General features: G+C 66.6%; 12 protein-coding genes. 7 read left to right on the forward strand and 5 right to left on the reverse strand.

Going from position 1 to position 14,902, the window contains the following annotated elements; all coding sequences use genetic code 11:
• A partial coding sequence (locus B3587_RS11085) for an HAD-IC family P-type ATPase (RefSeq protein ID WP_292728603.1) occupies nucleotides 1-1,686 on the forward strand: 1,686 nt, incomplete at its 5' end.
• Here B3587_RS11085 and B3587_RS11090 read toward each other — a convergent pair.
• Nucleotides 1,616-2,062 carry a hypothetical protein gene (locus B3587_RS11090; protein WP_292728606.1) on the reverse strand — a complete coding sequence of 149 codons (447 nt, stop codon included), beginning with the start codon at nucleotides 2,060-2,062 and terminating at the stop codon, nucleotides 1,616-1,618. The genes B3587_RS11085 and B3587_RS11090 overlap by 71 nt on opposite strands.
• Nucleotides 2,063-2,208: 146 nt before the next feature.
• Complete coding sequence (locus B3587_RS11095; RefSeq protein ID WP_292728609.1) at nucleotides 2,209-3,243, reverse strand: LacI family DNA-binding transcriptional regulator; 1,035 nt, start codon at nucleotides 3,241-3,243, stop codon at nucleotides 2,209-2,211.
• A 300-nt stretch (nucleotides 3,244-3,543) separates the two neighbouring features.
• Between B3587_RS11095 and B3587_RS11100 the strand changes: the two genes are divergently transcribed.
• The 4 genes from B3587_RS11100 to B3587_RS11115 all read left to right on the forward strand — a co-directional run bounded on the left by B3587_RS11100 (nucleotide 3,544) and on the right by B3587_RS11115 (nucleotide 8,686).
• A complete protein-coding gene (locus B3587_RS11100; RefSeq protein ID WP_228177950.1) occupies nucleotides 3,544-4,866 on the forward strand; it encodes an ABC transporter substrate-binding protein in 1,323 nt (440 codons plus the stop codon).
• A 102-nt stretch (nucleotides 4,867-4,968) separates the two neighbouring features.
• The gene (locus B3587_RS11105) at nucleotides 4,969-6,102 is read left to right on the forward strand and encodes a carbohydrate ABC transporter permease (RefSeq protein ID WP_228177951.1); all 1,134 of its coding nucleotides are present in this window, start codon (nucleotides 4,969-4,971) and stop codon (nucleotides 6,100-6,102) included.
• A 58-nt stretch (nucleotides 6,103-6,160) separates the two neighbouring features.
• Nucleotides 6,161-7,147, forward strand: a complete 987-nt coding sequence (locus B3587_RS11110; RefSeq protein WP_374198013.1) for a carbohydrate ABC transporter permease — start codon at nucleotides 6,161-6,163, stop codon at nucleotides 7,145-7,147.
• Between the two features lie 162 nt (nucleotides 7,148-7,309).
• Nucleotides 7,310-8,686 (forward strand): multidrug effflux MFS transporter, encoded by a 1,377-nt coding sequence (locus B3587_RS11115; protein WP_374198014.1) that lies wholly within the window; start codon nucleotides 7,310-7,312, stop codon nucleotides 8,684-8,686.
• Here the strand turns inward: B3587_RS11115 and B3587_RS11120 are convergent.
• Nucleotides 8,676-9,227, reverse strand: coding sequence for a nitroreductase family deazaflavin-dependent oxidoreductase (locus B3587_RS11120; protein WP_228177952.1), 552 nt, complete (start codon nucleotides 9,225-9,227; stop codon nucleotides 8,676-8,678). The genes B3587_RS11115 and B3587_RS11120 overlap by 11 nt on opposite strands.
• Before the next feature lie 89 nt (nucleotides 9,228-9,316).
• Here B3587_RS11120 and B3587_RS11125 point away from each other — a divergent pair, with 89 nt between their 5' ends.
• The gene (locus B3587_RS11125; protein ID WP_228177953.1) at nucleotides 9,317-9,949 is read left to right on the forward strand and encodes a GNAT family N-acetyltransferase; all 633 of its coding nucleotides are present in this window, start codon (nucleotides 9,317-9,319) and stop codon (nucleotides 9,947-9,949) included.
• A 9-nt stretch (nucleotides 9,950-9,958) separates the two neighbouring features.
• The gene (locus B3587_RS11130) at nucleotides 9,959-11,512 is read left to right on the forward strand and encodes an SDR family oxidoreductase (protein ID WP_228177954.1); all 1,554 of its coding nucleotides are present in this window, start codon (nucleotides 9,959-9,961) and stop codon (nucleotides 11,510-11,512) included.
• On the opposite strand, the gene cydC is transcribed toward B3587_RS11130, so the two are convergent.
• Nucleotides 11,509-13,170 carry a thiol reductant ABC exporter subunit CydC gene (gene cydC / locus B3587_RS11135; RefSeq protein WP_228177955.1) on the reverse strand — a complete coding sequence of 554 codons (1,662 nt, stop codon included), beginning with the start codon at nucleotides 13,168-13,170 and terminating at the stop codon, nucleotides 11,509-11,511. The two genes, B3587_RS11130 and cydC, sit on opposite strands and share 4 nt — an antisense overlap.
• Complete coding sequence (gene cydD / locus B3587_RS11140) at nucleotides 13,167-14,828, reverse strand: thiol reductant ABC exporter subunit CydD (RefSeq protein ID WP_292728617.1); 1,662 nt, start codon at nucleotides 14,826-14,828, stop codon at nucleotides 13,167-13,169. The genes cydC and cydD overlap by 4 nt, the downstream gene beginning before the upstream one ends.
• Between the last annotated feature and the right edge of the window lie 74 nt (nucleotides 14,829-14,902).

Consider the following 14,902-nt stretch of genomic DNA (forward strand, 5'->3'; position numbering starts at 1 on the left):
CCCCTCGGGCTCGTCCTCATGACGAGCATCGCCTTTGCGGTCGGCGCCGCAAAGCTCGCCTCCCGCCAGGTGCTCGTCAACGAACTCCCCGCCGTCGAAGGGCTGGCGCGCGTAGACGTTGTATGCCTCGACAAGACCGGCACGCTCACGGCCGGAGAGATCGAGTTCGATGCCGTTCATCCCGTCGGCGATGCCGCGGCCCCCGGATGGGATGAGGCACTGGCCTGGTACGGCGCTGACCCGGCGGCCAACGCCACAGCGCGGTGCCTGCGCGACCCCTACCCGCTCGAGGCTCCTGTCGCCGTCGGGTCAGTCATCCCGTTCTCGTCGGCACGCAAATGGAGCGCAGTATCGTTCAGCGACGGGCCGTCGGGTGCCTGGGTTCTCGGTGCTCCTGAAATGGTCTTTCCGGAGGGGACCGGGGACGGAACCGAGCTCGGGTCCCTGGTCGCCGAACTTGCCGCGACCGGACGACGCACCCTCGTGCTCGGCCACTCGCCGCATCCGATCTCCGATGAGCAGGCCGAGGCCGAGCGCATCCCCGACGATCTCGTCCCGATCGTCGTGCTCACCTTCCGCGAACAGGTGAGGCCGGATGCCGCGCAGACGCTGGCGTATTTCCGGGAGCAGGGGGTCGGCATCCGTGTCATCTCGGGCGATAACCCCCGCACCGTCGCTGCCATTGCGCGCGAGGTCGGGGTCGACGCTCCGGAGGGGTTCGATGCTCGGCAGCTACCCGAGGACGACGAGGCGCTCGCAGACGTGCTCGAGACCTACCACGTGTTCGGCCGCGTCACCCCGGAGCAGAAGAAGCGCATGGTCACTGCGTTGCAATCGCGTGGCCATACCGTGGCGATGACCGGCGACGGCGTCAACGACGCGCTCGCGATCAAGACAGCCGACATCGGCATCGCGATGAACTCGGGCGCAGCCGCCACGAAGGCGGTAGCGCGCCTCGTGCTGCTGGACGGGCAGTTCTCGCACCTCCCCGACGTCGTCGCCGAAGGACGTCAGGTGATCGCCAACATCGAGCGCGTCTCGATGCTGTTCCTCACCAAGACGGCTTACATCTTCGTGCTGTCGATCGTGTTCGGCATCCTGATGCTGCAGTTCCCGTTCCTGCCTCGGCAGCTCTCGATCACCGACGGACTCACCATCGGCATCCCGGCATTCTTCCTGGCCCTCATGCCCAACCGGCAGCGCTACATTCCGGGGTTCCTGCGGCGCTCGCTCAGCTTCGCGATTCCCGCCGGCGTCGTCGTGGGAGCAGGGCTCACCCTCTACACCCTCGGCGCGCAATCGCTCGGCGTCGACGAACAGCAGATGCGCACTGGGGCGACGATCCTGCTCGCGATCGTCGGGATCTGGATTCTGACCGTGCTGTCCCGTCCGATCAACCGCTACAAGGGCCTCGTGATCGGTGCCATGTTCATCGGCCTGGTGCTGATCTTCTCGGTGCCGCTCGCGACGGAGTTCTTCCAACTTGTCGACCCGGGTGAGGATGCCGCGTACCTGCTCACCGTCGTGATCGTGGCGACCATCGGTGGTATCGAGATCGTGCGGTTCATCCACCGCCGATTCGTGGCGCGTGATACTGCTGCCAGGACGGCGGGGCTCAGCGCCGGGCAGCCGCGGCGGCGCGGAAGAAGCGGTTCGTTGGCGGAAGCCACAACACCACGAGAGTGAACAGCTCGAGCGCGAGCTGAACGGCGGCGATCCAGTCGAAGTCCGCGGCGGCGATGGCCAGGACGTGAAGTGGCACCTGGATCGCCAGGTACACCGTCAAGACGATGCGAGACAGGCCGCTGCCGCGCGCGACGCCGGAAGCGATCCCGATGATCAACAGCCCGACGAGGATGATGGCAGCCCCGATGAGCGACACAGCGAGGACATCGCCGGAGCCTGTCTGGTCGTAGCGGCTGAGCAGCACCAGGATGCCGAGCAGGATGCCGAGCAGGCCTGTGAGGTAGACGAAAGCAACGGCGAACGAAACGATCACCGGCCGCCGCACGCCCTTCGGGGGAGTTGTGACAGCACCGGCATCCGTCGTCGCCTCGCTCACGGCACCACTGTAGCGGGAGGGCCCTCGCGGCCGATCCTGGCGCGAACCCACACGAATCAGCGCGAACCCTCACCTTTCGGTCGAAGAAACCGGTGGGTTGGAGGGCGAAGGTGTGGGTTCGGCGCCTTCCCGCGGGGGGAGAGAGGTCAGGATGTGACGCCGACGCCCACGGTCACCGAGGGGGTTCCCGGGGGAGGGGCAGTCGAGTTGCGCACAATCATGCGCGCCTGGATGCTGACATCCGCGGGATCCTGCTCCGGATTATCGAGCTGCTCGAGCAGCATCCTGGCCCCCTGTGCGCCCTGACTGCGGGGCGACTGCTCAAGCGTGGTGAGTGAGAACATCTCGGCGAACTCGTGATTGTCGATACCGACGACGCTGAGTGCTGACGGGACCGGGATGCCGAGCCGGCGCGCCGCGATGATGGCCCCGATCGCGACCTCGTCGCACGTAGCCAGAAGTGCCGTGGGCCGTCGATCGGGGTCTCCGAGGAGGTCGACAGCCGCTGCGTACCCACCCGGCAGACTCACCTCCGATCGCACGTGCGTCACCTCGAGGCCGGCCTCCCTCATCGTCGTCTGGTATCCCGCCAGACGCGCGCGATCGACGTGGGGACCGCTGGAGACCGAGACGCCTCCAAGGAAGGTGATCTTCGTGTGACCGAGTTCGATGAGGTGCGCTGTGGCACGTCGAGCGGCAGACTCGTCATCCAGCCGCACGACTCCCGCATTGTCGCCCATTGCGACGACGCTCACGACGGGGCGGCCGATCGCGACAAGTCGCTCCAGCTCGTGGTGATCGGGTTCAAGCCCGACCGCTATCAGTCCGTCGAATCGCTTGCGGGCCAGGAAGTCGTCGAACACGCGCCTACGCCCTTCGGTGCCTGGCTTGGCGTCGTAGAGGGTCAGGTCGTACCCGGATTCGAGGAGCACCTCTTGAATACCTTCGAGAACCTCGGCGAAGAACCATCTGTTGAGGTAGGGCATGACGACGCCAATATTGCGCGTGCGCCCGGTGGCCAGGCTCGCAGCGCTCGAGGAGGGGACGTATCCCATTTCGTGGGCGACGCGTGTCACCCGCTCTCGCGTGGCTGCGGCGACGTACCCGTGTCCGGTGAGGGCGCGACTTGCCGTCGCCTTCGAGACTCCCGCAGCGCGGGCCACGTCCTCGATGCCGCTCACGTCGTTGTACCTTCCGGCGGTTCTCTGCGGTTCCCGACACCGCACCCGCGATCGATCGTCGATCTCTTGTAGGGACAGGCTAAACGACGAAAGGCGAAAAGGGGAACCGGTTCCAGGTGAATGCAGTGTCGTCGATCACTATGCAGATAGCGAAAAGAGCGCTCCCAGGCGCAGTTATCGGCTCGTAATGGTTCATCTGTTGTGCGCGGGAGAAGAGGGCGATACGGTGTCATGGAAACGGTTCCGGAGAGGCTCTTACGAAGGAACCATGTCTGCGCTCAACGAGGAGGAGTCATTCATATGGGCATGACACAGCGTCACAAGGTGCTCGGCGCCGTGGCGATCGCCGGCATCGCGGGCATCGCGCTCGCGGGCTGCAGCGGTGACAGCGGCGGCGGCAGCACTGACGGTGGGGGCGGCGACGTCGACAACGTCGTCACGATCTACGGCACGATCTCGGACACCGAGGCGGAACTGCTGGACGAGTCGTGGGCTGACTTCGAAGAGGAGTCGGGAATCGACATCCAGTACGAGGCCTCCAAGGAGTTCGAGTCTCAGATCGGCATCCGCGCACAGGGTGGCAACCCGCCCGACATCGCGATCTTCCCGCAGCCCGGTCTGCTCGCCGACCTCGCGTCGCGCGGCTACCTGGTTCCGGCTCCCGAGGCCGTGCAGCAGAACGTCGCCGACTACTGGTCGGACGACTGGGCTGCTTACGGCACCGTCGACGGCACGCTGTACGGCGCGCCGCTGATGGCATCCGTCAAGGGCTTCATCTGGTACCAGCCCGCCAAGTTCGCGGAGTGGGGTCTTGAGGTCCCGACGACACTCGACGAACTCATGCAGGTCACGCAGACCATCCAGTCGACCACCGGCAAGGCCCCGTGGTGTGCCGGCTTCGGCTCGGGCGACGCGACCGGCTGGCCGGGAACCGACTGGGTCGAGGACATGGTGCTTCGCGACTCGGGTCCCGAGGTCTACGACCAGTGGGTTGCCAACGAGGTGAAGTTCACCGACCAGCCGATCATCGACGCGTTCGACGCGACCGGTGAATACCTGCTGAACCCCGAGTACGTCAATGCCGGTTTCGGTGACGTCCAGTCCATCAACTCGACCGAGTTCGGCGACCCTGCTGCCGCCCTCGTCTCGGGTGAATGCGCACTGCACCACCAGGCGTCGTTCTTCACCGGATTCATCGAGGACGCCGGCGGCACTGTCGCCGAGGACGGCGACGTCTGGGCGTTCATCATGCCCGGTCAGACCGCCGGTGCGCCGGCAGTCACCGGTGGTGGCGAGATCGTTGGCGCGTTCAACGACGAGTCCGACACGCAGGCCGTGCTTGAGTACCTCTCGAGCCCGGAGTGGGCGAACAACCGCGTCTCGCTCGGTGGTGTCATCTCGGCGAACACGGGCCTCGACCCGGCCAACGCTTCGTCGGGCATCCTGACGCAGGCGATCGAGATCCTTCAGGACCCGAACACCACGTTCCGGTTCGATGCATCCGACCTGATGCCCAGCGCCGTCGGCGCCGGGACGTTCTGGAAGGGCATGGTCTCGTGGATCAGCGGCACCCCCGTTGACGAGGTCACCGCACAGATCGAAGCCGGCTGGCCGTCCAGCTGACAGTGATCACGGAGGGGCCGCCTCGCTCAGGCGGGGCGGCCCCTCCGCCGTCTTCCTGGCTAGGATTCGAGCGAGTCCACTGACGTACTCGAAAGGAGCGACGTGACCGCGTTCTTCAACTGGGTCGGCACAATGCACCCGATTCTGCAAGCGATCGTCGTGGTCGTTGCATTCCTCGTGGTGATCGGCCTGATCCTCTTTCTCATCGACATTGCTCCCCGTTCGGGACCCGTCTATACCTGGATCAGGCTCGCGATGTGTGTGCTCATCCCGGTCGCCACGGTTCTGCTCTTCAACTCCGTCTGGTGGGCGGCGATCGTCGCCGCTGTCATCGGCGGTCTGTTCTTCGTGATCGATTACCGATCTCGAAACGGCAAGGGCTATTTCATCCAGCTCATCGCCTTCATGACCCCGGCGGCGCTGTTGCTGCTGATCGGTCTGATCCTCCCGTCGATCCAGACCTTTGTCGCTTCGTTCATGAACGCAGCGGGAAACCAATTCGTCGGCCTCGACAACTTCGTCTGGATCTTCACCCAGCCAGACGGAATCCGCACCGTCGTGAACACCATCGTCTGGGTGCTCATTGCCCCGACAGTGTCGACGATCGTCGGGCTTGCGTATGCGGTCTTCATCGACAAGACGCGCGGTGAGAAGGTCTACAAGGTTCTCGTGTTCATGCCGATGGCGATCTCGTTCGTCGGTGCGAGCATCATCTGGAACTTCGTGTACGCCTATCGCGGTCCCGAGTTCACCCAGATCGGTCTTCTCAACCAGATCGTCGTGTGGTTCGGGGGAGACCCCGTGCAGTGGCTTCTCAACGAGCCGTGGAACACGCTGTTCCTGATCGTCGTGCTCATCTGGGTGCAGACCGGTTTCGCAATGGTCATCCTTTCCGCGGCGATCAAGGGCGTTCCGACCGAACAGCTTGAGGCCGCGCAGCTTGATGGAACCAACGCGTGGCAGCGCTTCATCAACGTCACGGTTCCCGCGATCAGTCCCGCGATCATCGTGGTCCTCACGACGATCTCGATCGCTTCGCTGAAGGTCTTCGACATCGTGCGCACGATGACCGGCGGTAACTTCGGCACCTCGGTGATCGCGAACGAGATGTACACGCAGTTCACCAAGTTCGAGGCGGGCCGCAGTGCGGCGTTCGCCGTCATCCTGTTCCTCCTGGTGCTGCCGATCGTGATCTATAACGCCCGGCAGATCCGCAAGCAGAAGGAGATCCGATGAGCATGCGGTACGCATCTAGCGCGCCCTCGCGCGCAGATCTCCCGAAGGGAGCGATCCAATGAGTGAGGTTATGCCGATCGATCTCCCGATCGACAAGGAGACCGAGAAGGAACTCGAGCGCGGGATGCGCCGGGACCAGAACGGTGGTTCGGGCCGCGCGGGCCGTGTTCGACGCGTGCTCTCCAAGCCGTGGGCAACCGTCGCGTCGATCATCATCGCGCTCGCGTGGACGATCCCGACCTTCGGACTGCTGATCTCGTCCTTCCGTCCTGAGCAGCAGATCAAAACGACCGGATGGTGGACGTTCTTCGCCGACCCGCAGGTGACGCTGGAGAACTACATCCAGGTTCTGCAGGCAGGTAACACGCAGCTGACGATGGCCGAGGCCTTCATCAACTCGATCGCCATCACGATCCCCGCGACCATCGTGCCGCTGACGATCGCGGCGTTCGCGGCCTACGCGTTCTCGTGGATCGACTTCAAGGGGCGCGACTGGCTGTTCATCTTCGTGTTCGCGCTGCAGATCGTGCCGATCCAGATGGCGCTGATCCCGCTGCTGAGCTCGTTCTCTCGTGGTCTGAACATCTTCGGGGTGCAGATCACGGGGCCGCTCGGAGTGTCGGGTGGGTACGCGCAGGTCTGGATCGCCCACTCGATGTTCGCTCTGCCGCTGGCGATCTACCTGCTGCACAACTTCATGTCGCAGATCCCGGCCGACATCATCGAGGCGGCACGCGTCGACGGGGCATCCCGCGGGCAGATCTTCTTCCGCATTGTGCTGCCCCTGACGATGCCCGCTCTCGCGTCGTTCGCGATCTTCCAGTTCCTGTGGGTCTGGAACGACCTGCTCGTGGCCTTGATCTTCGCCGACGGGCCGGTGGCGCCGATCACCAAGCTGTTGGCGGAGATCACGGGAACGCGTGGCAACGAGTGGCAGCTGCTGACAGCGGGTGCGTTCGTCGCGATCATCGTTCCGCTGATCGTGTTCTTCTCGCTCCAGCGCTACTTTGTACGAGGTCTGCTCGCAGGCTCGACGAAGGGCTGATCGCAGAAGGATGAAGCTCGAAGGGGCGTCCCGGGGAGGGGCGCCCCTTCGCTTTCTGATGCCGCCGTGTCGAGCATCCGTTATCATGGAGTCGAATCGATTCGACGCCGATCGGGGGCGTGGGTCCTCCGATCCCGCGCAACCTCCCCCTGAACGGAACCCGTGCTCGACACTGCCTCCATTCCCGTAACACCCGCGGACGCGTCTGCTGCTGACCGGCCGGAGCTCACCCCGACCGGATCGGTGCGGCTTCGTTCGGCGACCGGTGCGATCCGCACCCTTGGAGCCAACCCGGCAACAGCGCCGGTCATGCTGCACCCCGGCGATGCCATCCCCACGCGGCGCCGCGTGCTGTACATCATCCTGCTCGGCGCGCTGACGGCGCTCGGGCCGTTCACGATCGACCTCTACCTCCCGGCCTTCCCGGTGCTCGAGGCCGACTTCCAGACGACGTCGGCGGCGATTCAACTCACCCTGACGGGCACGATGATCGGCTTCGCTGTCGGGCAGCTGGTCGTAGGCCCGCTCAGCGACAAAGTCGGGCGACGGATGCCGCTGATCGCCGTGACCGTGCTGCATGTGCTGGCCAGCGCAGCTGCAGCGCTCTCGCCGACGCTCATCACCCTCGGCGCCGCCCGGTTCTTCATGGGAGTGGGGGCTGCCGCGGGAGGCGTGGTTGCAATGGCGATCGTGCGCGACCTGTTCGGCGGGAAGCGGCTGGTCGTGATGCTCAGTCGACTCGCACTCGTGAGCGGTGTTGCCCCGGTCGTTGCGCCTCTCATCGGCTCGGCGCTTCTGATCGTCATGCCGTGGCAGGGGATCTTCGTCGTTCTCGCCGTGTACGGCGTGGTGATGCTCGTCAGCACGATCTTCATCATCCCCGAGACCCTGCCGCCGGCCCGTCGGCACGACAAGGGGAGCACCACGACCTGGCAGCGCTACCGGTCGGTGCTCAGCGACCGCGTGTTCCTGGGCGTTCTGGTGATCGGCGGGATGAACTTCAGCGGCCTGTTCTCATACCTGTCGGCCTCGCCCTTCCTCTTTCAGGAGGGCTACGGGTTCGATCCGCAGGCATACGGTCTGCTGTTCGCCGTGAACTCCCTGGGCATCGTCTTCGGTGTGCAGATGGCCTCGCGGCTGGCTGCCCGGTTCGGCCCCCAGTGGGTGCTGGCGTTCTCGACGGCCGGCACCGTCGTGTTCGGTTCTGCCATCATCCTCGCCGACAGCTTGGGTCTCGGCCTGTGGGGAACGATGGTTCCCCTCTTCCTGTTCATCACGTCGGTCGGCTTCGGCTTCCCGTGTGTGCAGGTGCTCGCGCTCGATCGCCACGGCAAGGCGGCGGGGACGGCAGCATCCATCCTCGGCGCCGTGAACTTCGGTGTGGCAGGCGCGGTCTCGCCTCTCGTCGGCTGGCTCTCTGCCAGTGCCGGCATCACCGCCACGACAATGGCATCGGTCATGGTCGGATGCGGAGCGATCGCGGTCATCGCACTGTGGACGATCGTGCGGCCGCGGACGGTGCAGGCCCTCACTCCGTAGGATCCGGCTCCCAGCCCGCTGTCGCTGCGTGGCGCAGCACGGGCTGAAGCCGGAACAGCCGCACCGTGCGGTGGGACTCTCGCTCGTACGCGCGATAGCCGGGCCACTGCGACTCGATGCGAGCCCATACGGCGTTTCGCTGGTCGTCTGGGATGACGGTCGCGTGCACGAGCATCCGCCGCCCGCGAACCGTGATCGCAGCATCCGGATGGGCGAGCAGATTCGTCGTCCAAGCGGGGTGGCGTTCGCCGGCGAAGTTGGTCCCGGCGACGATCGCCCGGCCCTGTCCGTCGGGGGTGTACATCAGCGGAACATCACGGATGAGACCGCTTCTGGCCCCGGTCGTGTGGAGAACGAGTGAGGGAACCAGGACGGCGCTGAGCTGCACTCGGCCGCCGCTGAGGGCGGCGAAGAACCGCTCGACCGGGGGGAGCAGGCGGGGACCTGCCGCGCGGAAGAGCCGGGTTCTGGTGAGAGGCGCCAGAAGCGCGCGGAGCAGGTTGCGCACCGGCCGCGCGATGCGCTGTGCGATCTCGGACACCCGACCAGTGCTCACACCCACGCGTTCGTCCTCCCCCCGCCATCCTCGCACCTCATTGCAGGGTAGCCACCCCCGCGTACGATCGGGGCGTGGCCAGGATTCGAGCATTTCGCCCCGAGGACAAGGCGGCGCTGTCGTCGGTGTGCATTCGCACTGCGGATGCCGGAGCCGATGCGAGAGGCATCCTGACCGACGACGAGATCTGGCCCGAGGTGTTCCTGCGCCCCTACCTTGCGCGGCACCCGGACTACGCTTTCGTGGTCGACGTCGACGGTGAGCCCGTCGGGTATCTCGTCTGCGCGCCCGATACGAGGTCTTTCGAGGACTGGTTCAGCACGTCGTGGTGGCCCGAGCGCCGGTCGCGGTGGGCTCCGGATGTCGACGCCGGAGATCCGCGTGCGGAGCGAACCGCCGGCATCCTGCGTCATGCAGCCGCCAGACGCGCAGGAGCCGAACCCTACGGTGACGCCTATCCCGCTCATCTGCACATCGACCTGCTCCCACAGGCGCAGGGCCAGGGATGGGGGCGACGGTTGATCGACGCGCTCATCGAGACCCTCCGTGAGCGCGGAGTCTCGGGCGTGCACCTGGTCGCCGATGCGGCCAACACGTCAGCTCTCGCCTTCTACGACCGTCTCGGGTTCGCAAGGCTCGCCTCGCACGAGGGAGTTCAAGCGTTTGGAATGTCGCTGGGCGGCCCCGAGGGGTCGGGTCCGCGTTAGCCTGCCGGTGTGGAAGACCTCACCGCCCCGACCGGCCGCGAGCCTGCTCTCGCAGCTTCAGCCCGTGCCGACGGCGAGAAGCCGCGCACGCTCGTGCTCGGTGCCACCGGATATCTCGGCGGACGACTTGTTCCGCGGCTTCTGAACGCCGGATATCGCGTGCGGGTGCTTGCCCGCCATCCGGAGCGCGTCGCCGCCTTCTCGTGGGGCGATCGCGTCGAGGTCGTCGCTGGCGACGCGAAGGACCCGGATGCCGTTGCCGACGCCGTGCGCGACGTTGACGTTCTCTACTACCTCATCCACTCCATGATGTCGGGTCGGTCTTTCGAGCAGACCGACCACGACGTTGCCACCACCGTGGCGGATGCCGCAGCTGCGGCATCCGTGGCCCGCATCGTGTACCTCGGTGGCCTTCATCCCGACGACGCTCCGCTGTCGCCTCACCTTCGCAGTCGCGTCGAGGTCGGCGAGATCCTGCTCGCCTCGGGAGTGCCGACGCTCGTGCTGCAGGCGGGTGTCGTCATCGGGTCGGGGTCGGCGTCGTTCGAGATGGTGCGGCACCTGACCGATGTTCTTCCCTACATGCCAGCGCCCAAGTGGGTGCGCAACTGCATCCAGCCGATCGCGGTGCGCGACGTGTTGCACTACCTGCTCGGTGCGGCGCACGTTCCCGCTGAGGTGAACACGGCCGTCGACATCGGCGGCCCCGACGTGTTGCGGTACGGGCAGATGATGAACGGGTACGCGGTCGTCGCGGGCCTCCCGCAGCGCGCGATTGCCGCACTCCCCGTGCTCACCCCGCGTCTCGCCTCGCTGTGGGTCAACCTCGTCACGCCGATCCCCGCCGCTATCGCTCGCCCGCTGGTCGAGTCGCTGCAGGTTGACTGTGTCGTGCGCTCCTGGGCTGTCGATGATCTCATCCCTCGGCCAGGCGACGGGCTCATGCGGTACCGGGATGCCGTGGCTCTGGCTCTTAGCCGCGAGAAGGAGGACACCGTCGAGACGAGCTGGGCCGATGCGGAGCTCTTGGATGTGCCCTCCAGCCCGTTGCCGAGTGACCCAGACTGGGCCGGTCAGGTCGTGTTCGTCGATGAGCGTTCCGCGACGACTCCCGCACCGGCATCCGCGCTGTGGCGGGTGATCGAGGGCATCGGTGGGCAGAACGGCTGGTACTCCTCGCCCCTGCTGTGGGCGATTCGGGGATGGATGGACCGACTCGTGGGGGGAGTGGGGCTGCAGCGCGGACGCCGGAGCAAGGGTCGGCTGTCAGCCGGTGATGCCCTCGACTTCTGGCGTGTCGAAGCGATCGAGCACGGGAGCTTCCTGCGGCTGCGGGCCGAGATGAAGGTTCCGGGTCTGGCGTGGCTTGAACTGCGGGCAGTCCCGACCGAGACCGGATCGCGCTATGAGCAGCGCGCCGTTTTCTTCCCGCACGGACTTGCCGGGCGCCTGTACTGGTTCGCCGTGCTGCCCTTTCACGGGTTCATCTTCAGCGGGATGGCCAATCGAATCGCGGCGACCGCCGAGACCTTCGTCGAGGATGCGGAACGGGTTGACGTCTAGGCCAGAGCGCCGCGCTCCAGGCGCACGACGCGGTCGACCAATCCCTCCGGGACGGTGACGTGCGAGATCAGCACGACGCATTGGTGCGGCTCGACGGCCGAGAGCAGGTCGATGAGCAGCGCATCCGATGCCGCGGGGTCAACGCCAGCGGTCGGTTCGTCAAGAACCAGGACGGGGAACCCATGCAGCAGCGCACGGGCTAGGGCGATCCGTTGTGCTTGGCCGCCCGAGACCAGCTGCCCCCGCTCACCGACCCGGGCATCCAGCCCGCCGCGCTCTCGCAGCCACGGTCCGAGTCCGACGCGCTCAAGGACCGCCTCGAGATCGGCATCCGTGGCGTCGTCGCGCGCAAAGAGCAGGTTCTGTCGGATGTCTTCATCGAACAGCATGGGGCTCTGCTCACACAGTCCGACGGTTCTGCGCAGGTCGTCCGAGGCGATCGCGTGCGCGTCGGTATCTCCGATGCGGTACTCGCCGGTGCTGTCGAGGAAGCGCACCAGCGCGTGCGCCAGGGTCGATTTGCCCGCACCCGATGACCCGACGACCAGAAGTCTTTCGCCGGGACGGATCTCGAGCGCGATGTCGCGCAGCGCTGCGTCGTCCGAGTGTGGCCAGGTGGCCGAGAGATCGCGCAGAACGATTCCGTCGCCGAGAGCGGGGGCCGCTCCGGTCGCGAGAGGCTCATCGCGGACGATCCCCGCCGGGGGCTCGGCGGGGAGAGCTGCAGCGATGCGCTCTGCCGATGCGTGAACCTGGCGCCAGGCGGCGGCGGCCAGCGGCACCGCGGCGAAGACCTCGAAGACCGCCATCGGGACGAGGACCGCCACCGCAAGGTTCGGGCCCGTAAGCGTTCCGGTTGCGACGGCGGGCATCGTTACGAGGATCGCTGCGAGCGAGGCGGCCCCCGCAAGCAGCGAGATGATCCCCGCGGCTCCAGCCTGTGCGCCTGTGCGCCGGATGATTGCGCGGCGGAGTTTGCTGTCGGCTTCCTGGATGCGGGTGCGGCTGGCCTCTTCGGCGCCGTAGGCAAGAAGCACATCGAGGCTGCCGAGATGATCGAGGAGAGCATCGGCGAGCCGGGAGCGCAGGGGGGCAATCGCCCGCTCCGCCCGGGCGCCGGCTGCCCACCCCCAGCCGACAGCGATGAGCGCGGCGATGGCGAGGCAGGCAAGCAGCGTCAGCCCCGCGGGCCACGAAATGATCGTCACGAGTACGACAGCTGCCAGCGCCACTGTCGCGGATGCGACCAGAGGCTGCACGACGCGCAGGGGCAGGTTTTGAAGATCGTCGACGTCGTCCACCAGTGCGCCGAGGACAGACCCGCGCCTGGTGCGGGTGAGCCCGTCGGGCGCGAGCGGAATGAGGCGGCGCACCATGTCGGTGCGTGTCGTGGCGAGTTGGCGCAGTGCAGCGTCATGCCCGGCGAGCCGGTCGACATACCGGAAGACCGATCGGGTCAGCGCGAAGAAGCGCACGCCGACGACCGCTACAGAGATATAGAGCACCGGCACCATCTCGCTGGAGCGAACGATCAGCCACGCGCTGGTCGCCAGCAGCCCTACCGCTGACGCCTCTGAGATGAACGCGGAAGCCGCTCCCGGCCAGAACCGACGCAGCGGCGGCATCGCGCCCCGGAGGACGTCGCGTGCCGTGGTCATGCCATCACCTCGCTCACGGTCACCGTGACGATCTGATCGGCGATCGCGCGCGCGCTCTCGCGATGGGAAACCAAGAGAACTGTCGCGCCGGCGTCGGCGAGCTCGCGAACGGATGCCCACAGTCGCGCCTCGGTCTCGGCATCCAGTGCCGCGCTGGGTTCGTCGAGCGCGATGACGCTCGCCGCTTTCCGGAGGTGTCGATAGAACGCCCGCGCCACCGCGACGCGCTGCGCCTGGCCGCCGGAGAGCCCTGCTCCCTGGACGCCGAGTTCTTTCTCGGGGTGAATCTCGTCGGCGCACGCCAAGCGAAGCGCCCGTGCGACGAGCGCGGCATCGGGGCGGGTATCGCCCAGGGCGACATTCGCAGCGACAGTGCCGGAGATGAGTCCAGGTTGCTGCCCCGCCCAGGCGAGCCATCCGGCAGGATCGAGTGCGGCGATCTCGATGCCACCGTAGCTGGCTGCGCCGGAGTAGCCCGCTGCGCGGCGCAGAGCGGCGAGGATGCTCGACTTGCCCGCGCCGCTGGGACCCTCGATGAGGGTCACGAGGCCGGGACGGGCGCGAAGGCTGATGGCGGGGAGAATGCGCTCACCGCGATGGACGGTGAGTTCATCGAGCACGAGTTCGGCTCCATCTGGGGCTTCGAGGGACCGTCCACCTCCGCCGACCGCGGCGGAGTAGGCATCCAGGACGTCGAAGATGTCGTCCGTTGCGGCCACGCCCTCCGCTGCAGCATGGAACTGGACGCCGACCTGACGAAGCGGGAGATATGCCTCGGGTGCGAGGAGGAGCACGAACAGGCCGACCGTGAGAGCCAGGGAACCGTCGAGCAGGCGGAAGCCGATCGTGACGGCGACGATCGCGACGGCGATCGAGGCGAGGAACTCGAGCATGAAGCCCGAGAGGAATGAGACCCGGAGGACCTTCATCGTTTCGCGCCGGTACCGTGTCGTGACGCTCTCGATCGAGTCCGCGGCGCGGTGCTGACGGCCGAACACCTTCAGGGTCGACAGCCCCTGCACGGTGTCGCTGAATCGCGCGGCGAGCTGGCCAAGCGTTCGCCACTGGCGCTGCTGCACGGCTCGGGTGGCTAGCCCGATGAGAACCATGAAGATCGGAATGAGGGGGAGGGTCAGCAGCACGATCAGGCCGCTGAGCCAGTCCTGCCACCACATGACACCGACCAGGATGGGGGTGGCGATCGCGGTGAGCACCAGCTGCGGCAGGTAGCGGCCGAAGTAGGCATCCAGGGCTTCGAGTCCGCGGCCCGCAGTTACCGCGAGCTGCGCGGTGTTCCGGTTAGCGAGCCACTCCGGACCGAGTGTGCTGACTGCGCCCACGAGGTGATCGCGCAACTCGCTCTCGACGCGCGCGGCAGCTCGAGATGAAGCTGCCTCCCGCGCCCAGATCAAGACAGCGCGCACAGCGATCGTGGCGCCGAGCGCCATCAGCGTCGGCGCCAGCTCGTTCAGCCGCACGCCGTCGATCGCGCTAACGATTCCCGTCGTGAGGAACCAGGAGAAGGCGACGATCGTCAAGGTCTGGGCAAGGCCAATGACCGCGATCAGGGCGAAGAAGCCGCGGGAGCTTCGCGCGTAACGAAGGAGACGAGGGTCGACAGGTCCCCGACGGGCTGGTCGGTCCTGCTCGGCGGGCATGAATCGAGTCTGCCTCATTTCGTCGGGCCGACGCCCAGGTCGACCGTGCCAAAGGTCCCGCTGCTGCGGCAGGC

Origin of the sequence: Microbacterium sp. UBA837, assembly GCF_002296025.1 — a bacterium.
Taxonomy (GTDB): Bacteria; Actinomycetota; Actinomycetes; order Actinomycetales; family Microbacteriaceae; genus Microbacterium.